22 protein-coding genes are annotated in these 20,456 nt (G+C 62.3%); 10 read left to right on the top strand and 12 right to left on the bottom strand.

The features are described from left to right. Window positions 1-13 precede the first annotated feature (13 nt). The 4 genes from AB1E34_RS11335 to AB1E34_RS11320 all read right to left on the bottom strand — a co-directional run bounded on the left by AB1E34_RS11335 (window position 14) and on the right by AB1E34_RS11320 (window position 1,951). Window positions 14-262, bottom strand: coding sequence for a hypothetical protein (locus AB1E34_RS11335; RefSeq protein WP_372572457.1), 249 nt, complete (start codon window positions 260-262; stop codon window positions 14-16). A gap of 124 nt (window positions 263-386) precedes the next feature. Then, window positions 387-1,274 (bottom strand): twin-arginine translocase subunit TatC, encoded by an 888-nt coding sequence (gene tatC, locus AB1E34_RS11330; protein WP_372572456.1) that lies wholly within the window; start codon window positions 1,272-1,274, stop codon window positions 387-389. Then, a complete protein-coding gene (tatB, locus tag AB1E34_RS11325) occupies window positions 1,271-1,729 on the bottom strand; it encodes a Sec-independent protein translocase protein TatB (protein ID WP_372572455.1) in 459 nt (152 codons plus the stop codon). Before tatB ends, tatC begins: the two co-directional genes overlap by 4 nt. A gap of 6 nt (window positions 1,730-1,735) precedes the next feature. Beyond that, window positions 1,736-1,951: a twin-arginine translocase TatA/TatE family subunit gene (locus tag AB1E34_RS11320; protein ID WP_372572454.1), complete on the bottom strand. Its 216-nt coding sequence runs from the start codon at window positions 1,949-1,951 to the stop codon at window positions 1,736-1,738. Between the two features lie 221 nt (window positions 1,952-2,172). On the opposite strand from AB1E34_RS11320, the gene AB1E34_RS11315 reads away from it, so the two are divergent. Together AB1E34_RS11315 and AB1E34_RS11310 are read left to right on the top strand one after the other, a co-directional pair. Then, the gene (locus AB1E34_RS11315; RefSeq protein WP_372572453.1) at window positions 2,173-2,478 is read left to right on the top strand and encodes a hypothetical protein; all 306 of its coding nucleotides are present in this window, start codon (window positions 2,173-2,175) and stop codon (window positions 2,476-2,478) included. 27 nt (window positions 2,479-2,505) lie between these two features. Further along, on the top strand, window positions 2,506-3,174 hold the full coding sequence (locus tag AB1E34_RS11310; protein WP_372572452.1) for a helix-turn-helix transcriptional regulator: 669 nt from the start codon (window positions 2,506-2,508) through the stop codon (window positions 3,172-3,174). Between the two features lie 10 nt (window positions 3,175-3,184). Here AB1E34_RS11310 and AB1E34_RS11305 read toward each other — a convergent pair whose 3' ends face one another. Together AB1E34_RS11305 and AB1E34_RS11300 are read right to left on the bottom strand one after the other, a co-directional pair. Continuing rightward, complete coding sequence (locus AB1E34_RS11305; RefSeq protein ID WP_372572451.1) at window positions 3,185-3,994, bottom strand: M90 family metallopeptidase; 810 nt, start codon at window positions 3,992-3,994, stop codon at window positions 3,185-3,187. A 24-nt stretch (window positions 3,995-4,018) separates the two neighbouring features. Next, entirely contained in the window at window positions 4,019-4,477 is a 459-nt protein-coding gene (locus AB1E34_RS11300) for an Lrp/AsnC family transcriptional regulator (protein WP_372572450.1), read from the bottom strand. Between the two features lie 104 nt (window positions 4,478-4,581). On the opposite strand from AB1E34_RS11300, the gene AB1E34_RS11295 reads away from it, so the two are divergent. The 5 genes from AB1E34_RS11295 to AB1E34_RS11275 all read left to right on the top strand — a co-directional run bounded on the left by AB1E34_RS11295 (window position 4,582) and on the right by AB1E34_RS11275 (window position 10,629). Next, a complete protein-coding gene (locus tag AB1E34_RS11295) occupies window positions 4,582-6,000 on the top strand; it encodes an aminotransferase class V-fold PLP-dependent enzyme (RefSeq protein ID WP_372572449.1) in 1,419 nt (472 codons plus the stop codon). Between the two features lie 90 nt (window positions 6,001-6,090). Then, window positions 6,091-7,734 carry a peptidoglycan-binding domain-containing protein gene (locus AB1E34_RS11290; protein ID WP_372572448.1) on the top strand — a complete coding sequence of 548 codons (1,644 nt, stop codon included), beginning with the start codon at window positions 6,091-6,093 and terminating at the stop codon, window positions 7,732-7,734. Between the two features lie 59 nt (window positions 7,735-7,793). Beyond that, window positions 7,794-8,879, top strand: coding sequence for a histidinol-phosphate transaminase (gene hisC / locus AB1E34_RS11285; protein ID WP_372572447.1), 1,086 nt, complete (start codon window positions 7,794-7,796; stop codon window positions 8,877-8,879). Next, window positions 8,876-9,796, top strand: coding sequence for a prephenate/arogenate dehydrogenase family protein (locus AB1E34_RS11280; RefSeq protein WP_372572446.1), 921 nt, complete (start codon window positions 8,876-8,878; stop codon window positions 9,794-9,796). The genes hisC and AB1E34_RS11280 overlap by 4 nt, the downstream gene beginning before the upstream one ends. Next, on the top strand, window positions 9,793-10,629 hold the full coding sequence (locus AB1E34_RS11275) for an extensin-like domain-containing protein (RefSeq protein ID WP_372572445.1): 837 nt from the start codon (window positions 9,793-9,795) through the stop codon (window positions 10,627-10,629). Before AB1E34_RS11280 ends, AB1E34_RS11275 begins: the two co-directional genes overlap by 4 nt. 34 nt (window positions 10,630-10,663) lie before the next feature. Here AB1E34_RS11275 and AB1E34_RS11270 read toward each other — a convergent pair whose 3' ends face one another. The 4 genes from AB1E34_RS11270 to AB1E34_RS11255 form a co-directional block, all read right to left on the bottom strand. Continuing rightward, complete coding sequence (locus AB1E34_RS11270) at window positions 10,664-11,839, bottom strand: peptidoglycan DD-metalloendopeptidase family protein (RefSeq protein ID WP_372572444.1); 1,176 nt, start codon at window positions 11,837-11,839, stop codon at window positions 10,664-10,666. 69 nt (window positions 11,840-11,908) lie between these two features. After that, window positions 11,909-12,556: a protein-L-isoaspartate(D-aspartate) O-methyltransferase gene (locus AB1E34_RS11265; RefSeq protein WP_372572443.1), complete on the bottom strand. Its 648-nt coding sequence runs from the start codon at window positions 12,554-12,556 to the stop codon at window positions 11,909-11,911. Next, entirely contained in the window at window positions 12,553-13,335 is a 783-nt protein-coding gene (gene surE, locus AB1E34_RS11260; RefSeq protein ID WP_372572442.1) for a 5'/3'-nucleotidase SurE, read from the bottom strand. Before surE ends, AB1E34_RS11265 begins: the two co-directional genes overlap by 4 nt. An 83-nt stretch (window positions 13,336-13,418) precedes the next feature. After that, window positions 13,419-14,006 carry a riboflavin synthase gene (locus AB1E34_RS11255; protein WP_372572441.1) on the bottom strand — a complete coding sequence of 196 codons (588 nt, stop codon included), beginning with the start codon at window positions 14,004-14,006 and terminating at the stop codon, window positions 13,419-13,421. Window positions 14,007-14,135: 129 nt separating this feature from the next. Here AB1E34_RS11255 and AB1E34_RS11250 point away from each other — a divergent pair, with 129 nt between their 5' ends. The 3 genes from AB1E34_RS11250 to AB1E34_RS11240 all read left to right on the top strand — a co-directional run bounded on the left by AB1E34_RS11250 (window position 14,136) and on the right by AB1E34_RS11240 (window position 18,686). Continuing rightward, on the top strand, window positions 14,136-15,455 hold the full coding sequence (locus tag AB1E34_RS11250; protein WP_372572440.1) for a capsule polysaccharide biogenesis protein: 1,320 nt from the start codon (window positions 14,136-14,138) through the stop codon (window positions 15,453-15,455). A gap of 104 nt (window positions 15,456-15,559) precedes the next feature. Further along, window positions 15,560-16,681, top strand: a complete 1,122-nt coding sequence (locus tag AB1E34_RS11245; RefSeq protein ID WP_372572568.1) for a polysaccharide biosynthesis/export family protein — start codon at window positions 15,560-15,562, stop codon at window positions 16,679-16,681. 4 nt (window positions 16,682-16,685) lie between these two features. Then, window positions 16,686-18,686 (top strand): capsule polysaccharide biogenesis protein, encoded by a 2,001-nt coding sequence (locus AB1E34_RS11240; RefSeq protein ID WP_372572439.1) that lies wholly within the window; start codon window positions 16,686-16,688, stop codon window positions 18,684-18,686. A gap of 102 nt (window positions 18,687-18,788) precedes the next feature. Here AB1E34_RS11240 and ribD read toward each other — a convergent pair whose 3' ends face one another. Both ribD and nrdR read right to left on the bottom strand, forming a co-directional pair. Then, the gene (gene ribD, locus AB1E34_RS11235) at window positions 18,789-19,889 is read right to left on the bottom strand and encodes a bifunctional diaminohydroxyphosphoribosylaminopyrimidine deaminase/5-amino-6-(5-phosphoribosylamino)uracil reductase RibD (protein ID WP_372572438.1); all 1,101 of its coding nucleotides are present in this window, start codon (window positions 19,887-19,889) and stop codon (window positions 18,789-18,791) included. Beyond that, on the bottom strand, window positions 19,886-20,356 hold the full coding sequence (gene nrdR, locus AB1E34_RS11230; protein ID WP_372572437.1) for a transcriptional regulator NrdR: 471 nt from the start codon (window positions 20,354-20,356) through the stop codon (window positions 19,886-19,888). Before nrdR ends, ribD begins: the two co-directional genes overlap by 4 nt. Window positions 20,357-20,456: the final 100 nt, after the last annotated feature.

The raw sequence follows: 20,456 nt of genomic DNA, 5'->3' as shown, positions 1-20,456 counted from the left end.
CTGCAAGGCGACGCTACCTATTCGCCTCTGACAAACGAGCAATTACTATGTCTGGCTTGCTCGATGGAAATTGCTTCTCGTCGAAATCTATCAGGTGCTCATGATCATAGCCATTGCCCATCGCCTTCATGTTGTTTGCGCACCGAACAGCGAAATCGGCAAATCGCTCCGCTTCTTCTGAGCTTTCGAAGCAAATACTCACTTCAGAGAGGTCTAGAAGCTTGCCGGAATCATCACCATTTTCGTAGCCGTAGATCTTCACACCGCATCTCCAAAGTTCAGTTTTGAACTGCCTTCTGGTGATTGGCCACGACAGGCACATGGCAGTCGGTGGAAACGAAGCGCGCCATCCCTGGCGCGCCTTTCGATATCAACCGGTCTCCGGTTTACTTGCTCTTGCCGCCCTCGGGCTGCATCGGATCGTCGGGATGAGCGTCCATCTCTTCTTCATCGTCGTAATAGCCCTCGGCGCGCAATTGTTCTTCGCGCTTTTTCTCGACGCGGGCGACGAGGAAGATCGATACTTCGTAGAGCCCGTAGACAACCACAAACAGGATCACCTGGGTGATGACATCGGGCGGCGTGACAAGGGCCGCCAGCACCAGAATCCCCACCACCGCGTATTTGCGGACGGCACCCAGCCCCTCGGCGCTGACCAGCCCGGCCTTGCCCATGAGCGTCAGTAGTACGGGAAGCTGGAAACACAGGCCAAAGGCCACAATGAACTTGATGGTCAGGTTCAGGTATTCCTGCGCCGATCCTTGAAACACCACGCTCAGCGGGGCGGCGGCATCGCTTGGCAGCGCCTCCCCCTCGGCGCCGAATTGCTGGAACCCGAGGAAGAAGTCGTAAGCCAATGGCGTGACGACATAAAAGGCAAATGAGGCCCCCAGCAGAAACATGAACGGCGAGGCCAGCATGAAGGGCAGGAACGCGCCCTTCTCGGATTTGTAGAGCCCCGGTGCCACAAACCGCCACATCTGCATCCCGATATAGGGAAAGGCCAGCATGAACCCGCCCAGCAGCGAAACCTTGATGGCGACAAAGAAACCTTCCTGCGGCGAAATGAAGATCAGCCCGCAATCCTGCCCGCGCTCATTGAGCACCTGACACAGCGGCGCGGTGAGAAAGTTGAAGATCGGCGTCGCCACGGTGAAGCAGATGATCATGCCGATCAGAAACGCCACCACGCAGTGAATGAGCCGCGTGCGCAACTCTGCCAGATGTTCGATCAGCGGCGCCGCGGAATCGTCGATCTCGTCGGTATTGCTCATGATTTGGTCTCGGGATTAAGCGCCGCTTCGGCTTCTTCGGCCTTGGCCAGCGCCTCTTCGGCCTCGCGCGCCTTGCGTTCGGCGGCCTTGCGCGCGGCGGAGGCCTGGATTTTCTTGGCCTGTTCGGCGCGTTCGGCGGCCAGCTTGCCGGTCGCGCTGTCGGGGTCGAACTTGCTCGGGTCCATACTGTCGGTGAGGTCCTTGGAGGCCTTCTTGACGCTGTCCATCGCGGTGTTCACCGGGTTGGTCGCGGCCTTGAGCCCCTTCGAGATGTCGTTCACCCCGGCCTCATCCGCGGCCTCATGCATCGCGGTGCTGAACTCGCGCGCCATGCCGCGCGCCTTGCCGACCCAACGGCCCACATTGCGGAACAGCACCGGCAGGTCCTTTGGCCCCACAACGATCAGAGCCACGATGCCGATGACCAGCAGCTCGGTCCAGCCCAGGTCGAACATCTGCGGTTACGCCTTGTCTTTGTCGGTCTCGGGTGTGACGTCCTTGGCCGCCTCTGCCGCGTCCTCTTCCAACTCCTTGGCGCCTTCATTGATGCCCTTTTTGAACGAGGTGATGCCCTTGCCCACTTCGCCCATGAGCGAGCTGATCTTGCCGCGCCCGAACAGGACCAGCACCACAACGGCGATAAGCAGGATGCCCGGAAGGCCGATATTGTTGAGCATGTCTATTCTCCTAGTCTGAGGCGCAGACGCGCCACTCCCCTTGATCTGCGCCCGGTCTAGCGCAGCAGGCCATACAGGCGAAAGCGCTGGCGGGTGCGAATCCCACCGAATTGATCCGCCACATGGCATTTTTTGTGCTGGCCTTGATCCAACTGACAGGTTTATGTCAGTTGTGGGGTGCTAGCACCGGCGCAGTGTCAACACTTACAGGAGAACTAAACATGACCCATGTCGCCGAAATCGTCACTTTTCATCTGGCCGAAGGCGTTTCCCCCGACGCATTCGTGAAACTCAGTCAGGCCACCGAGGCGTTCGTGCGCTCCAACCCTGGCTTTCTGCATCGTCAACTAAGCCAGGGCGAGGATGGCAGTTGGACCGATTACGTGGTCTGGCGCGATATGGACACGGCGCAGCGCGTGGCCAAGACATTTGCCGATCAGGCGTTTGCGCCAAAGCTGATGGCGGCGATCAACCCCGAGACTGTGAAGATGCGGCACGAACATATCCATTGGGACATGGCCGCATGACGGCCCCATCCCGAACAGGCGCGGGCCGTGCGCCGCACTGACCGCCTGTTCGACATCATCCAGATCCTGCGCGACGGCAAACTGCACCGCGCGCAGGACATTGCGGAGCGGCTGGAAGTGTCAGTCCGCACGATCTATCGCGACATGGACACGCTGGCCGCAAGCGGAATCCCGATCGAGGGGGAACGCGGCGTGGGCTATATGGTGCGCGAGGCGATCACCCTGCCGCCGCTGACCCTGACCGCCGAAGAGCTTGAGGCGCTGAATCTTGGCATGGCCATCGTCGCCGAGGCCGCCGATCCCGACCTGCGGGCGGCGGCGGAGTCACTGGCCGACAAGATCGACGCGGTGCTGCCGACCGAGGTGATCTCGGAAGCTGATACGTGGAAATTTGCGGTCTACCCCTTTGCCGACGCCGCGCGCGGATTTGCCCATATGGCCCCGCTCAGGGCGGCGATCAAATCCCGCCAGAAGCTCGACCTGACCTATCGACGCATCGACGGCACGCTGACCCATCGCAAGATCCGGCCGCTGCATATGGAGTATTGGGGCCGGGTCTGGACCCTGACCGCCTGGTGCGAGACCCGCGATGACTTCCGCGTGTTCCGGGTCGACCTGATCGAAGAGATGACGCCCCTGCCCGAACTGTTCGTGGATGAGCCGGGCAAACGCCTGTCGGATTACGTGCCTGAGTGAGAAAGACCGCCTAGGACCACGCAACCGGGTCCAGCCGGAACAGCTTTGACAGCTGCTCGTAAACCTCTGGCACGTCGTTCTTTAAGGCCTGCGGCCGCTCAAAGAACACCTCGACCGAAACCGCAAAGAACTCCTCGTGCCCTTCCGCGCCATAGGGGTCGATCACCGTCCTGTGCCCGGTTTCCACGGCACGCAGATGGGTCTCATAAGCGGTCAGGAACACGCGCTCCCATTCAGCAAAGCTCTGCCCTTCGCTCAGGATGGGCACGCCATTGGTGCGTCCCGACAGATCATCGATCTGATGCGCAAATTCGTGAAAGACGACGTTGTGCCCGTCGTGATCATTCAGGCCACCCTGTCGGCTATGTGCCCAGGACAGGATCACCGGACCGCGATCCCAGCTTTCCCCGGTGCGCACGACCTCCTGTTCGGTCACGACATAACCGGAATGTCGACGCTGGCGCGATTTGAAGGCATTCGGGTAGATCAGCACGGTTGTCAGGTTCTCGTACCATAGCTCGCTATTCACAACGAGCAGACAGGCCTGCGCTGCAATCGAGAGCCGCATATCCTCCGTCACCTCCAGACCGTCGCAGCCAATGAAATCTACCTGATCCAGAAACAGGTTCACCTTGCCATCCAGCCCCGCGCGCAGCTCCGGCGGCATCCTGCGCACAATCGGAACCAGATCTTCGATGGTTCTGCGCTGCGCCACGGAAAGCGGTGTTTCCAGCAGCTTGTGGCGTGCCTGTTTTTTCGACCAATAGCGATAGCCCAGCGCCGCCGCGATCAGCATCAGAATGGCAAAGAAGATCAGCATGGCAGGACCTATACCCAAATCGGATCAAAGCGGCAGCGGTCGCCCTTCGGCAATCGCCTCCATCGCGAAATAGGAGGTGACGCTGTCCAGTTCCACCTTTTCGATCAGCCGCTGATAGACCTTGTCATAGCTTGTCATGTCTTGGGTCACCACCTTGAGCTGGTAGTCATAGTCACCACCGATCCGGTGGAAATCGACCACTTCGGGGATGGTCAGCACATGGCGGCGAAAGGCCTGCAGCCACTCCGCCGAATGATGCCGGGTGCGCAGCATCACAAAGACAACCAGCGTCAGTCCCAGCTTCTCCCGCGCGATGCGGGCGCGGGAGCCTTGCAGAACCCCTGCCTCGGTCAAGGCCTTCAACCGTCGCCAGCAGGCGTTTTGCGACAGCCCTACCTTCTCTGCCAGATCGCGTTGTGACAGGCTGGCATCCAACTGCCACTCGCGCAGAAGCTTGAGGTCAATATGATCTATTTTGCCCATTAAATACGATCATATGACACATACATTTGTGAAAATATACAGATAATTGTGAAGTTTTTCTAAGTCAGAAGGGTCACATTGGTTGCGTAACAGGAGTTTGACCCATGCCGCTCAACCAGTTTCGCAAAACCATAGACGCCGCCGCTCACGCCGGAACCCTGCAGGACGGGCTGATCGGCGAAGGGGTCATGATTCCAGGACTCTTTGGGGATGTGCCACTGGTCTATGCCGATTACGTGGCCTCCGGTCGCGCCATGCGGCAGGTTGAGGAGTTCATCGCCACGCAAGTGCTGCCCTATTATGCGAACAGCCATACCGAGGCGTCTTATTGCGGCGCCTACATGACCCGGCTGCGCGGCGCCGCGCGGGCCGAGATCGCGCGGGCGGTGAATGCGGGTAAAGAAGATACGGTGATCTTCACCGGATCGGGCGCGACTGCAGGTCTGAACCGGCTGGTCAGCCTGATGGGCGTGAACGAGGCGGATCGCCCGGTTGTGTTCATCGGGCCTTACGAGCACCACTCCAACATCCTGCCCTGGCGCGAGAGCAAGGCCGAGGTCATCGAGATCCCCGAAGCGCAAGGTGGCGGCGTTGATCTGGTCGCGCTGGAGGCCGCGCTGCGCGCGCATCGCGACGCCGATCTGATGATCGGCAGCTTCTCGGCTGCCTCAAACGTGACCGGCATTCTCACCGATCCCGACCCGGTCACGCGCCTGTTGCGCCGACATGGCGCGCGGGTGGTCTGGGATTATGCCGGGGGCGGCCCCTATCTGCCTATCGACATGCGTGCGGGAAGCGATGCGCAGAAGGATGCGGTGGTGATCTCACCGCATAAGTTCCCCGGCGGACCGGGTGCGTCTGGCGTGCTGGTGGTCAACAAGGCTGCGGTGCAGCAGACCTGCCCAAGCTGGCCCGGCGGCGGGACAGTGTCCTTTGTCTCACCCTGGCGGCATGACTACAGTGATGATCTGGCCGCCCGCGAAGAGGCCGGAACGCCCAATGTGATCGGCGATATCCGCGCCGCGCTGGCCGTTATCATCAAGGATGTGGTGGGCGCCGAAACCATTGCGGAGCGCGAAGCGCGCTATAACCAAATGGCCCTGACGGGCTGGCGCGACAATCCCAACCTGACCCTGCTGGGCAGTGATGCCGAACATCGCCTGCCGATCTTTTCCTTTCTGGTGCGCGATGATGCCGGTGCGCCAGTGCATCAGCAGCTCTTCACCCGGATGCTGAGCGATGTCTACGGCATCCAGGCCCGCGGCGGCTGCGCCTGCGCCGGGCCTTACGCGCATCGCCTGCTTGGGATCGACCGCAAGGCCTCGCAGACCCTGCATGACGAGCTTGCAGCAGGTCATGAGCTGAGCAAGCCGGGCTGGGTGCGCCTGAATTTCTCCTACCTGATGGGCGAAGAGACGGTGCAATTCATCATTGATGCGGTGAACGATCTGTCGCACCGGACCACAGAGCTTGCGCCACATTACCAAGTTGACGCAACGACAGCACGGTTCAAGGCCGCCTGACCCCCTTCCAATGTGAACAGGCTCACAGTCATCGCCTCCGCTCTTTGCCAGATTATGTCCATATTTGATTTTTGCATTTGGAGCTGAGGCATGGCCTTGAAAATCACCGCCCCTGTTGGCGAAAAATCCCGTATTACCAAACCCGATCCCAAGAAGAAGAACGCCAAATTCAAGCCGGTACAGAACAAACCCGGTGACGTTGAACTGGTCCGCCTGATGTTGAAGGCCAACGGGTATGCGATTGAGGTCAACGGCAAATGCGATGCCGGGCTGATCAAGACGATCCGCGATTTCCAGAAGAAAAAGCTGGGCTTCAAGAAGCCCGACGGCATCGTCGATCCCGGCATGCGGACCTGGAATGCGGGCCTGCCGAAACTGGCCGCGCAGGTCTCGGCGGATGCCAAGGTCGAGGTGTACGAGGTTTATGAGGGCGGCAAGAAGAAACTGGTCACCAAGAAGGAATACGAGGCCGGGGTCAAAGCGCTGCAGAAAGAGGTCCTGTCCAAAGCCAACAAGATGCACTCCGAGGCCGAGGTCTGGGTCGATATCTGCAACGACATCGAAAAGACCCGGCAGGCGCAGGACGGGCTGATGAATGCGCTGGTCGAATTCGCCGTGAGCACCGTCAACGACACGACCGATCCGCCCTGGACCGATATTCTGAATGCGCGCTCCGAGGCATCCTTTCTGAAAACGCTGGCGGGCAAATCCAGCCCTGACTGGAACAAGGTCTACAAGCAGGACCAGAAGGCGACCAAGGTCTATAACAAGGCGGTCAAATCCTACAAGAAGTTCATCCAGGCGCGCATCAGTACTGCCGGCTCTATGCTGAGTGGGCTGGAAGTTGTGCGCGATACCTCTTTTGCGGCAGTCGAGGCCTATATGACGGCGCGCTTGGTGGTTACCAAGGGCATGACGCCAGCCAAGGCCAATGCGGTTGCCGCCGCCAGCACCGAGGCGCTGAAATCGGGGGCCGGACAGTTTGGCGAGTATCTCGCCGGCAACAAGGTGACCTGGGACGGGGCGGCCAAGAAAGTGTTCATCGACAGTTTCATCGCCGGTCTTGCAGGCGCTGCGGGCGGCAAGCTGGGCGATGCGCTGTCCAAGGGCTTGGCGGCCAAGCTGGCCGCTGCGGTGCTGCCAAAGCTTACCGGCAATCTCTCGAAAAAGGCGGCGGAGGCGTTTTTCAAACGCTTCCTGACCTCAAAGGCGGGCGAGGCACTGGTCACCAATGCCTTGAAGGAAACCATCGGCCTGATGAAACCGATGATCGAAAAGGGCCGCGCGCCCACCCTCAAGGAAGTCAAGGAAGCGGTCGCCAAGACGCTGACGGCGGGCATCATGTCCCATGCCTCGGCCAAGGCGCTGGAAGGCTTCACCAAGAAGCTGCCCGGCGCGGGTGAGGCGTTTCTGCGCAAGACCATGGCGCCCAAGGTCATGGAATCCATGCGCGGTGATCTGGTCAAGCTCTATGGCGCCGACACGTTCGATACGCTGGCCAGCAAACATGCGGGCGAGATCTATATCAAGGTGGCCGAAAGCCTGACCGGCAAGGCGATTGAAAAGGCCGCTGTCGATGCGGTGAATTCCTCGGACGGGTCGCAGAATGCGGGCCAGATGCAGAAGCTTGCCAATGACGCGATGCGCAAGGATGCGGAGCTGCGCAAGAAGATGCAGAACATGATCAAGGCCGAGTTCGCGCGCAAGGCAAAGACGATGAAGAAAGCGGCCTGATCTTGCCGCTTTCCTCTGCGGTGTGAGGCCGTTATTAGGGGTCCATCAAGGAGCCTGACATGAATAAACTCACACCGCAGCCCGGAATAATGGACATCGCCCTCTATCAGGGTGGGGCTGCGCATGTGGACGGCGTGGCCAATGTCATCAAGCTGAGTTCCAACGAAAACCCCCATGGGCCGAGTCCCAAGGCGATCGAAGCGGTACGCGATAGCGCCGCCTTGCTGCATCGCTACCCCACGACCGATCACGCACCGCTGCGGGCGGCAATCGGTGAGGTGCATGGGCTGAACCCCGACCAGATCATCTGCGGCGTCGGCTCGGACGAGGTGTTGCAATTTGTGGTGCACGCCTATGCCGGTCCCGGTGATGACGTGATCTATACGCGCCATGGCTTTTCCATGTACCCGATCCTGGCCCGCATGGTTGGGGCCACCCCTGTGCAGGTGGATGAGAGCGAGCGCAAGGTCGATGTGGATGCCATCCTCGCCGCCTGTTCGGAGCGCACCAAGGTGGTGTTCCTCACCAATCCCGGCAATCCAACCTCGACCATGCTGGCCGAGGGCGAGATTGCGCGGCTGGCCGATGGCTTGCCGCCACAGGCGATCCTGGTGCTGGACGGGGCTTATGCGGAATTTGTCGAGGGCTTCGATGGCGGCGCGGCGTTAGTTGCATCGCGCGATAACGTGATCATGACCCGCACCTTCTCCAAGATCTATGGTTTGGGCGGCATGCGCGTCGGCTGGGGCTATGCCCCGCAAGAGATCATCGATGTGCTGAACCGTATCCGCCAGCCCTTCAACCTGTCTTCTACCGCCTTGGTCGCGGCAGAGGCAGCGGTGCGCGATCGTGACTATGTCAAGCATTGCCGCGCCGAAAACACGCGCCTGCGCGCCTGGCTTGCCGGGGAGCTGGCCGAGGCGGGCGTGCCATCTGACACCTCCTGCACTAATTTCATTCTGGCGCGTTTCTCGGATCAGCCCGAGGCGGACGCCTGCGACACCTACCTGCAATCTCAGGGTCTGATCGTGCGCAAGGTGGCGGGCTATGGCCTGCCTCATGCGCTGCGTATCACCGTGGGGGATGAGGCCGCCTGTCGCCGGATCGCCGAGGCCGTGCGCGGCTTCAAGGCAGGTCGGGCATGAGCCAGATTTATGATCGCGTGGCCCTGATCGGTCTGGGCCTGATCGCTTCCTCAATGTTTTGGGCCATCAAGCGCGGCGGCCTTGCCGGTGAAGTCACCGGCTATGCCCGTTCGCAAGAAACCCGCGACACCGCACGCCGCATCGGGCTCTGCGACCGGGTTTGCGACAGCGCGGCCGAGGCTGTGGAGGGTGCTGATCTGGCGGTGCTCTGCGTTCCGGTGGGCGCCATGGGCGCGGTAGCCGCCGAGATCGCCCCGGTGCTGAAACCCGGCACGACGGTGTCAGATGTTGGCTCGGTCAAGCGCAGCGTGGTCGAGGCGGTCTCGCCGCATATCCCCGAGGGCGTGCATTTCGTCCCCGCCCACCCGCTGGCGGGGACCGAGCATTCGGGGCCCGAGTCCGGCTTTGCGGAACTATTCGACAACCGCTGGTGCCTGCTGGTCCCCGTCGAAGGCAGCGATGCCCAAGCGGTGGCAAATCTGCGCGCGTTTTGGGAAGGCCTGGGCTCCAACGTCGAAGAGATGGAGGTTGAGCGTCACGATCTGGTGCTGGCGGTGACCAGCCACGCGCCGCACCTGATTGCCTATACGATGGTGGGCGTGGCCGACGATCTGCGCCGGGTGACCGATAGCGAGGTCATAAAATATTCCGCCGCGGGCTTCCGGGACTTCACCCGGATCGCGGCCAGTGACCCGACCATGTGGCGCGATGTGTTCCTGACCAACAAAGAAGCGACGCTGGAGATTCTCGGCCGTTTCACCGAAGAGCTCTTTGCGCTGCAACGCGCCATCCGCACCGGCGATGGCGACATGTTATTTGACTATTTCACCCATACACGTGCTATCAGACGCGGCATTATCGAAGCGGGGCAGGATACCGATGCCCCCGATTTCGGACGAGGGAAGGCCAAGACATGACAGGGTGGAGATGGTGCCTGGCGGCGATGGCCGCATCACTGGTCTGCAGCGACATGGCCCAGGCCCTCAGTCCCGACACCTCTCCTCGCCCACAGATGCGCCCCGTCGAAACCGTTGAGGTGACCTCCGCAGCCTTTGTGGCCACCACAACCCGCCTCCGCCCGGTCGCGCGCCCGGCCTCCGAGCAGGCGATCCAGGCAACCGCGCGTATCCTGGAATCGATAACCCCCGGACCCGATGTTTCGCTGCGCCCCACAGTGCGTCCGAAGGGGCTGGAACAAAATATCTTTTTCAAGAAACGCAAGCTGCGCAAGACCTCGGTCTGCGGTGATGTCGACATTCAGGGCGAAAAAGTCGGCAACGTTCCCGGTAAGCTGCGCGGCTGCGGCGCGAAGGACGCGGTGCGGGTGAAATCTGTTGGCGGTGTCTTGCTGAGCCGCCCCTCGGTCATGACCTGCGAAACGGCGGAAGCGCTGAACAGATGGGTGCAGCGCGGGGTCAAGCCGGCCTTCCAGCCTATGGGGCGGGTGGCCCGCTTGGAAGTGGCAGCGCATTACTCCTGCCGGACCCGCAACAACAGACGTGGTGCAAAAATCTCGGAACACGGCAAGGGCAAGGCGATCGACATCTCGGGCTTCACGCTGGATACCGGCCGCACCATCACCGTCGCGGGCGGCTGGCGTCAAGGCCAGTCGCGCAAAGCCCTACTGCGCGCCTGGCGCGCGGCTTGCGGCCCGTTTAGCACTGTGCTGGGACCCAATGCCGACCGCTACCATCAGGATCATTTCCACATGGACACGGCCCGTCACCGGAGCGGCAACTACTGCCGATAGGCGTGAGCCCGGCTAAGGCCGCCGGGCGCCCGTATCACTTCAGATAGGGTCCGGGATCGACGCTTTCGAACCCTTCGCGCACTTCGAAATGCACATAGGCGTCATTGCCGCTGCGCAACTGAGCAACCTTCTGGCCACGTTTTACCCTGTCGCCCTTTTGAACCTCGATATCGGCCACATTGGCATAGACCGTTAGCAGGTTGTTCTTGTGGCGCACAACGATGATCGGCACCTCATCGGCATCCGCGGTGATTGCGGCCACGGTGCCCGCCTCGGCGGCCAGAACGGCGGTGCCCGGGGCGGCGGCAATATCGATGCCCTCGTTCTTGCCCTTGGCATAGGTCCGGATGATCTTGCCGGTCACCGGATAGCCCAGGCGGGCAGAGCTGTTCGTGGCTTGTTCAGACAACGACACATCCGGCGTCTCCGGTGCCTTGGCAGAAATTTTCTCATCCGGCAGTGCCGTGGTCGAGCTGGGCGGTGTCGGGGTCGGGCTGCCCTGCCCCGGCCCGCTAACCGCTGTTGTAGTGGTTGCCACCGCAACCGGGATCGGCGCGGGCTGATCCTTGACCGGGATCAACAGGAACTGGCCCTCGCGGATGGCGAAATCGGGGCCAAGCCCGTTCCATTCGGCCAGCGATTTGACCGGCACCTGATAGAGCCGTGAGACGGTATAGGCGGTCTCGCCGCGTTTGACCTTGTGGCGGATCGGTTCCGGGCCCGCCGGAGCGGCCGCTGTAGCGGGTTTGGCCGGGGCCAGCGTGGTGGTCTGCACCGGCGTGGTGTCCGGGGCCTGATCGATGGCGGACCCGGCCAGCGTGGCGATATCCACATTGCCGGTGCCCGGCGCGGGTTCGGCAACCCGGCGCGGCAGCGACACAACCTCGCCATCGCGCAGCTTGTCATTGGCGTTGAGCCCGTTGAACCGCGCCACTTCGCCGGGCGGCACCCCGATCCGGTTCGACAACGAGGTGACGGTGTCACCGCGCCGCGCCACCGCAACCTGATAAGTCGGGTATGAGATCACGCCCCGGCTATCGGGGCTGGGGCGGGCCTGCGTGTTGACGTTCTGGGCGGCTTCGGTGGTGTTGAACGCCCCGACCTGGCCGCGCAGATCATAATCCAGCGGCCCTTCGCAGGCCGCAAGGAGCCCCGTTGCAGCGATGGCCAGCGGCCAGCGCATACGGGAACCGACAAAGGGTACTGCCATATCTCAATCCTCAAAATCCGCGCCCCCTGTTGACCGGAGGCTTGATCTACCGGGTCTGCCCTACCCGGTTCAGCCGTCTTTTCCCAGCCCTTCCAGCAAGGGCACGAAGCGCACCGGGCGCAGCTCGTCATAGTCGTAGCCCGCATCCGTCCGGCGCACCCGGATCAACGTCTGAACCGCATCGGACTGACCGACCGGCACCACCATGATACCCCCGATCTTGAGTTGCGCCAAGAGCGGGCCGGGCGGATCTTCGGCGGCTGCGGTCACAATGATGCGGTCAAAGGGGGCCTGTTCGGGCAAACCATGCGATCCATCGCCGACGATGGCGGTGATATTGACCAGATCGAGCTCGTGAAACAGCTGCATCGCCTCGCGCACCAGCCGCGCATGGCGCTCGATCGTATAGACCCGCCGTGCCAGCCGGGCCAGAACCGCAGCCTGATAGCCCGAGCCCGTCCCTACCTCCAGCACCTTGTCGCGCGGTGTCAGCTCCAGCGCCTGGGTCATGATCCCCACCACCGAGGGCTGGCTGATGGTCTGCCCGCAGGCAATCGGCAGCGGCATGTCCTCATAGGCGCGCCCGGTGAACAGACCGCGCACAAAGGGGCCGCGATCGATTTCTTCCATCGCGGCCAGCACCTTCGCATCCGTCACCCCGCGCGAGCGCAGGTGATAGAGGAACTGCATCTTGGTTTCGGCGTCGGGTCCGCTCATTCGATCGCTTTCAGCGCCTGCAGTTGGTCATGGGCGGTCAGATCGGCGCGCATCGGCGTGACCGAGATATAGCCATCGAGATTGGCGGAGACATCAGTGCCCGGCTCGCTCCGCTCGCGCTGGTCCCCCCCTTGTATCCAAAGGAACCGGCGGCCTGAGGGCGAATTCTGCGGCATGACCGAAAAGCGCGCATGCGGACGATAGCCCTGCGGCACCACGCGGATACCCGCCAGACCTTCCGCAGGCACCGGCGGAAAGTTGACGTTATAGAACAGCCGATAGCTGCCATCATCGGGCGGGCTGTTGTCCAGAATGGACCGGACCACCCGCGCGCCATGTTTGCGTGCCACCTCGAACGGGTCCTCAAGGTCGCGATTTTCAGGGCCATAGAATTGCGACAGCGCGATGGCGGGCAGACCCTGCAGCGCCGCCTCCATCGCGGCGCCGATCGTGCCGGAATAAAGCGTGTTCTCACCGGCATTGTTGCCCCGATTCACACCAGACAGCACAAGGTCAGGCGCTATGTCCTTCATCACGTCATGCGCGGCCACCATGACGCAATCCGCCGGGCTGCCCTCGGCGGCATAGCGGCGGTCTTCCAGCTTGATGACCATCATCGGGCGGGTGTAGCTGATGCAATGTCCCACGCCCGATTGCTCGAATGCGGGCGCCACGACCCAGACCTCACCTTCAGGGCCAGCGATCTCGGCGGCGATCTCTTCCAGAACGGCGAGACCCGGCGCGTTGATGCCGTCATCATTTGTCAGAAGAATGCGCATATTGTCCCTGCCCTGCCTGAGCCTTGCCTCTGTTCAGCCTTGATAGACGTCGCCCGGATGCGCGGCAAGCTGCCTGACGCGGTTCAGCCGACCTCGTTCAGCCGCGCGACGTAGCGTGCCAGTGTGTCGATCTCAAGATTGATGTAATCGCCGGTGCCAACCTCGCCCCATGTCGTGACCTCTTTGGTATGCGGGATGAAGTTGATGCCGAACTCGGCCCCCTGCACATCGTTTACCGTCAGCGAGGTACCGTTGAGCGCGACCGAGCCCTTGGGCGCAATGAACCGCGCCAGATCGTCCGGCGCGCGGAAGGTAACGCGCGTGCTGTCGCCCTCATCCTCGACCGCGATCACCTCGGCCACGCCATCCACATGGCCCGACACAATATGCCCACCCAACTCGTCACCCACCTTGAGCGCGCGCTCCAGGTTGACGCGCTTGCCGACCTTCCACGTACCGAGGTTTGTCTTTGACACGGTCTCGGCGCTGATCTGCACGTCGTACCAATCCTCACCGAGCGCGATCACCGTCAGGCAGACACCGTCGCTCGCGATCGAGGCGCCGATATCGATCCCCGCCGTGTCATAGCCTGTCCGGATACGCGCCCGCAGGTCGCCCTGCTGATCCAGTTCGATGACCGTGCCCACATCTGTGACGATACCCGTGAACATTTTCGAAACCTCTGCGTGTTTGCCTTACTGCTGACCTAACGACGCACCGCGCAACGGGCAAGCCCCCGCTTGCCTGCAAGTGCGGTTCTGGTCATAGTTTCGACCAAAAGACAGAGCAGTATCACGCAGATGATCCATGAGGCCGAAAAACAGGACAATGCCACGCCGCCGAAAGCACGGCGCGTGTTCCTGTTCCTGCAAGGTCCGCATGGCCCGTTCTTCCACAGCCTTGCCCGGATGCTGCGCGCCACCGGCGCCGAAACCTGGCGCGTGGGCTTCAATGCGGGCGACCAGGCCTTCTGGCGTCACGCGGCGCGTTACATTCCCTATCGCGGAACCCTTGCAGACTGGCCCGATGCGCTGAGCGCGCTGCTGGATCGGCACGGGGTGACCGATGTCGTGCTCTATGGCGATGCCCGCCCGATCCACGCAAACGCCATCCGGATCGCCCGTGCGCGGGGGGTGAAAGTGCATGTGTTCGAAGAAGGCTATCTGCGCCCCTATTGGGTGACCTATGAGCGCGACGGCTCGAACGGTCATTCGCGGCTCATGCACATGAGCGTGGCGCAGATGCAGGACGATCTGGATCACTCCGATCATGATTCTCCGCCGCCGCCCGCCCATTGGGGCGATATGCGCGAGCACATCTTTTATGGCGCGCTGTACCATTGGTTCGTCATGTTCAGAAACCGCCGCTACCGGAACTTCCAACCCCATCGCGAGTTTCCGGTGACGACTGAGTTCAAGCTCTACCTGAAACGGTTGCTGCTGATGCCGGTTCACGCGATTGAGCGCCGCATCGCCACGTTGCGTGTGCGCGGCGGCGGGTTTCCCTATCACCTTGCCCTGTTGCAACTTGAGCAGGACAGCTCGTTTCAGAACCACTCGCCCTTCGCCCGCATGACCGAGTTTCTCGACGCCCTGTTCAAGGGCTTCGCCGAAGGTGCACCGGGCCATCATCATCTGGTGATCAAGGCGCATCCGCTCGAAAATGACCGCGTCCCGCTGCGCCAGGAGGTTCGGCGGCTGGCCCGCGAACACGGGATCGGCGCGCGGGTGCATTATGTGCGCGGCGGCAAGCTGGCGCAGTTGCTGGATCACGCGCGAAGTGCGGTCACGGTCAATTCCACCTCGGGGCAGCAGGTGCTGTGGCGTGGCATACCGCTGAAAATCTTCGGCACGGCGGTCTATGCAAAGCCCGAATTCGTTTCGGATCAGCCGCTGGCGGCGTTCTTCGAGGGCCCCGCGCGCCCCGACAAGGACGCTTATCGCTGCTATCGGCGATATCTGCTGGAAACCAGCCAGGTGCCCGGCGGCTACTACGCCCGCAAGGGACGTCAGCAATTGCTGCGACAGGTGGTCGACATGATGCTGGCACCCGGCGATCCCTATGAAATGCTGAAAGCGGGAAACGCGGCCCCGCAGCAACAGTTACGTCTGGTGAACTGACTGTCGCACCCGCGGCCTCTGGAAATTGACGCTCGATTTCGCTAGCTTGCCCGAAACCCGAGGCAGGCCTACCAAAAGGGTCGAGGAGACCGACAGTGAATTCCATTACCAATCGCTGGGCGAAACCCATTGCGTTGCTGGCTGTTCTGGGTCTGGTGGCGTCTTGCTCGCTGCCCCGTTCTGGGCCAAGCAAAAGCCAGATCTTTGCGGGTTCGGTGCAAAATGAGGGCGATTCTTTTGTCGTGGCGGTCAACGACCGCGTTACGCGCGCAACCGCCGTGGTGCCTGCGCTTGGGTTTTCCGACAGCTTCAAGTCGGCATCGCAGCTCACCTCTGACACGATTCGCCCCGGTGACGTTCTGGGCCTGACCATCTGGGAAAACGTCGATGACGGGCTGCTTTCGGGCGAGGTCAGCAACTCGACCCCTCTGGAAGAGGTGCAGGTTGACAGCGATGGGTTTATCTTCGTGCCCTATGCTGGACGCGTGCGTGCCTCGGGCAGCACGCCCAATCAGCTGCGCCAGGAGATCACTGCAAAACTGGAGGAACAGACACCAGACCCGCAAGTCGAAGTGCGACGGCTGGCAGGTGATGGTGCAACCGTCTCGGTCACCGGATCGGTTGGGGCGCAAGGTGTCTTTCCCATCGAACGCCCGACGCGCACCCTGTCTGCCATGCTGGCACAGGCGGGCGGCATCGTCATCGAGCCTGAAATTGCCCAAGTAACCGTCATTCGCGGGCGCCAGAAAGGCAAGATCTGGTATCAGGACTTGTTTCAGCATCCCGAATTGGACGTGGCGCTGCGCGGCGGTGATCGCATTCTGGTCGAAGAAGACGACCGTACATTCACCGCACTCGGCGCGACCCAGAGCCAGGCGCGTGTCCCGTTCGAGACACAGGACCTGTCAGCGCTGGAAGCGATCGCTCAGATCGGCGGGCTTGTCTCTTCCGCCTCGGATCCGACGGGCGTGTTTGTCCTGCGCAACGAGCCGGCCGAAATTGCGGGACAGGTTCTGGGTCGCAACGATCTTCAGGGCGCGCAACGCATGGTCTATGTGCTGAACCTGACTGAACCCAACGGGCTGTTCCTGGCGCGGGATTTCGTGATCCGGGACGAGGATACGCTTTATGTGACCGAAGCGCCCTATGCGCAATGGACCAAGGCGATCTCGCTCATCGCAGGTGGCCTGACACCCTTTGCAAACGTCAAGACGCTGACGAACTGATCTGGTGAACTCAGAATTTGAACAGGCAACCGGTGGCGATCGCCACCGATTGTTTGTTTACAACTTTGGCTTCCTGACCCAGCGCCGGGAGCGCCGCATTCTGTCGCTGGCCGGTTATGACATCCGGGTCGGACTGCCGGGTGCGGATGATCTGGTCGGTATCTGGGGCGACAGCCCAACCGCCCATCGCGGCAAGGCGATCGCCGCGCGCCGGGGCGCGCCACTCTTGCGGGTCGAGGACAGCTTTCTGCGCTCGCTTCATCCGGGCCGCGCCGGGGAACCGCCCATCGGTCTCAACCTTGATCGCGCGGGCGTGCATTTCGATGCCACGATCCCGTCCGATCTGGAGGGTCTGCTGACCACGCATCCGCTGGATGACACAGCGCTTCTCAACCGCGCGCGCGATGCAATCGCCCGCATGCGCGCCCTGCATCTGAGCAAATATTGCGCCGTCGATCCTTCGCTGGTCCCGCCCGATCCCGGCTATGTGCTGGTGGTGGACCAGACCCGCGACGATGCCTCGGTTCGGGCCAGCGGCGGCAATGACGCGCTGTTCCGCGAGATGCTGGTCTTTGCGCAAGAGGAACATCCCGGAGCGCGGGTGATCATCAAGACCCATCCTGAAACCACTGCGGGCTATCGCGGCGGCTATTACTCGGAGGCGGACGAAAATCACCGCGTCAGCCTGCTGGATCAGCCGATCAGCCCCTGGTCGCTGCTGGAGGGGGCGGTGGGCGTCTACACGCTGTCGTCGCAACTGGGGTTCGAGGCCATATTGGCGGGGCACAAACCGCGCATCTTCGGCACGCCTTTCTATGCGGGCTGGGGCCTGACGCTGGATGAAAATCCGGTTCCCAGACGCGAACGCAAGCTGACGCGCGCGCAGCTTTTTGCCGCCGCAATGATCCTCTATCCAATCTGGTACGACCCTTGCCGCGACCGGCTCTGCGATCTGGAATGCGCGCTGGACATGATGGAGGCTCAGGCGCGGGCCTGGCGGCAGGACCATCACGGCTGGATCGCCTCGGGCATGCGGCTGTGGAAACGCCCGGCCATCCGGCGGGCCTTCGGCAGCCATGGCAAGGTCAGTTTTGCCGAAACCCGCCCTCAGGGCGACACCCGCCCGCGCATGATCTGGGCCTCGAAAGCGGGCACGGATACCGACGCCACCCTAGTCGAAGACGGCTTTCTGCGCTCGCGCGGTCTGGGCGCAGAACTGGTGCCACCGCTGTCGCTAGTGACGGATAACAGTGGCATCTATTACGACCCCAAGCGCCCTTCTGATCTGGAAGAAATGATCGCGCGGCGCGAGAACCTGAGCGATGGCGAGCGCAGGCGGGCCGAGCGGCTGGTCGCGCGGCTGATCAGCGATGGCGTGACCAAATACAATCTGGCGGGGGACCGGCCGGACCTGCCAGCGGGGCATCGCATTCTGGTGCCGGGACAGGTCGAGGACGATGCCTCGATCCTGCAGGGAACAGAGCTGGTGCGGACCAATCTGGACCTGCTGCAAGCCGCGCGCGCCGCTCGTCCCGATGCGGTCCTGATCTACAAACCGCACCCGGATGTCGAGGCGGGGCTGCGCGCGGGCAAGCTCGACGCCACGGGCCTGGCCGATCTGGTGGCCGAGCAGAGTGACCCGGCGACCCTGTTGGCACAGGTGGACGAGCTCTGGACCATGACCTCGCTCATGGGGTTCGAGGCGCTCTTGCGTAGCGTCAAGGTGACCACGCTGGGCGCGCCGTTTTATGCGGGCTGGGGCCTGACCGAGGATCTGGGGCCGGTTCCGGCGCGGCGCGGCGCGCGGCCCGACCTGATGGGGTTGGTCCATGCGGTTCTGATCGACTACCCGCGCTATCGTGACCCGGTGACCGGCCTGCCCTGCCCGGTCGAGGTGGCCGTCGACCGGCTGGCCAGCGGCGACATTCCGCATCCGGGTCTGGCAAACCGGTTGCTGTCAAAACTGCAAGGTGTCTTTGCGACCTATGCGCCCTATTGGCGCTGAGGAGTCAGGGCGTTCGGAAAAAACTCGAATCGCCAATACCCTGTCATGCTGCGCGCGCTCGGGACATTGGCGATAAGGCGCATTTGTTGTGTTCCGAACGCCTTACTTCAACGCACGCGTCCACCGGTGCAGGATATCTGCGCCGATCTGTCGGGTTTCCGACAGGGTGAAGCGGGGCGCATCCTCAAGCCGGTCCAGCCCCATCGCGCCAATCGCCGGCAGCCCCTCGGCTCCGATGGCAAGCCCCGCGCCAAAGCCCACGAACTCGTCAACCAGATCATCAGCCAGCAGCGACGCTGCAAGCGCCGAGCCACCCTCGCAGAACACCCGCGTCAACCCGGCCGAGCCCAGTTGTTGTAACAGATCAGCAGCGTCAAGCTGGGTGCCATGCACTGCGCAGGGCACCAGCTTTGCGCCTAGCCTCTCCCAGGCCAGCATGCGCTCGTGATCGGCGCCCGGCCCATGGCAGAGCCAGACCGGATGTTCGGCGGCGCTGCGAGCCAACTGGCTCATCAAGGGCAGGTCCAGATGGCGAGAGACGACGACCCGCACCGGCTGTTGCGCAATGCCCAGATCACGCACGGTCAAAGACGGATCATCTGCCCGCACCGTTCCTGCGCCGACCATCACCGCGTCATGGCGCGCGCGCATCGCATGCACGGCGCGGCGTGCCTCTGGCCCGGTGATCCATTTGCTCTGTCCCGTAGCGGTGGCGATCCGGCCATCAAAGCTGCTGGCCAGCTTAAGCGTGACCAGCGGACGCCCCTGTTCGGTGCGCATAAAAAAACCCGCATGATCGCGCATCGCCTGCTGATCCAGAACACCGGTATCTACGGTGACCCCTGCCGCGCGCAGCATCGCAAAACCCTGCCCTGCCACACGTGCATCGCTATCCTCGACCGCCGCGACAACCCGTGCGACGCCCGCATCGATCAACGCCTGAGCACAAGGGGGCGTCTTGCCCTGATGGGCGCAGGGTTCCAAGGAAACATAAGCGGTGGCACCGCGCGCGGCCCCACCCGCCTGCGCCAGCGCCTCGGTCTCGGCATGAGGTCGCCCGCCGGGCTGGGTCCAGCCACGCCCGACGACACGCCCTTCGCGCACGATCACGCAACCGACCGAAGGGTTGGGCCATGTCATACCCTGACCGCGTCGGCCCAAGGACAGGGCCAACGCCACATATCTTTCGTCTGGTGACGTCATTCTTCGCTGGGGGGGCTTGGCGGGCGTAGCTCGTGAACGAATTCCTCGAAGTCATCCGCCGCCTGGAAGTTCTTGTAAACGCTGGCAAAGCGCACATAGGCCACGGTGTCGATCCGGGCCAATGCCTCCATCACGATCTCGCCGATCCGGTTCGAAGGAATATCCGTCTCGCCCATGCTTTCCAGCCGCCGCACAATGCCCGAGATCATCTGGTCGATACGGTCGGGCTCAATCGGGCGTTTCTGCATCGAAATGCGGATCGAGCGCTCCAGCTTGTCGCGGTCGAAATCCTCGCGTTTGCCGTTGGATTTGATAACCACCAGATCGCGCAGTTGCACCCTCTCATAGGTGGTGAACCGGCCGCCACAGGCCGGGCAGAAGCGCCGCCGCCGGATCGAAACGTGATCCTCCGCCGGTCTGGAATCCTTGACCTGAGTGTCGATATTTCCGCAAAACGGGCAGCGCATTCGCCGTCTCCCTCGTTGTCTTGACTTGTATTTCCGCCTCGAATTGTGAGCGCTTCGGCCCACTTATCCACAACTATAGGATACCCTCTGCATTTTGGGT

Origin of the sequence: Ruegeria jejuensis, from assembly GCF_041537905.1 — a bacterium.
GTDB lineage: Bacteria > Pseudomonadota > Alphaproteobacteria > Rhodobacterales > Rhodobacteraceae > Ruegeria_C.
The sequence above is the reverse complement of the archived record's forward strand: the minus strand, read 5'-3'. Positions and strand labels throughout refer to the sequence as shown.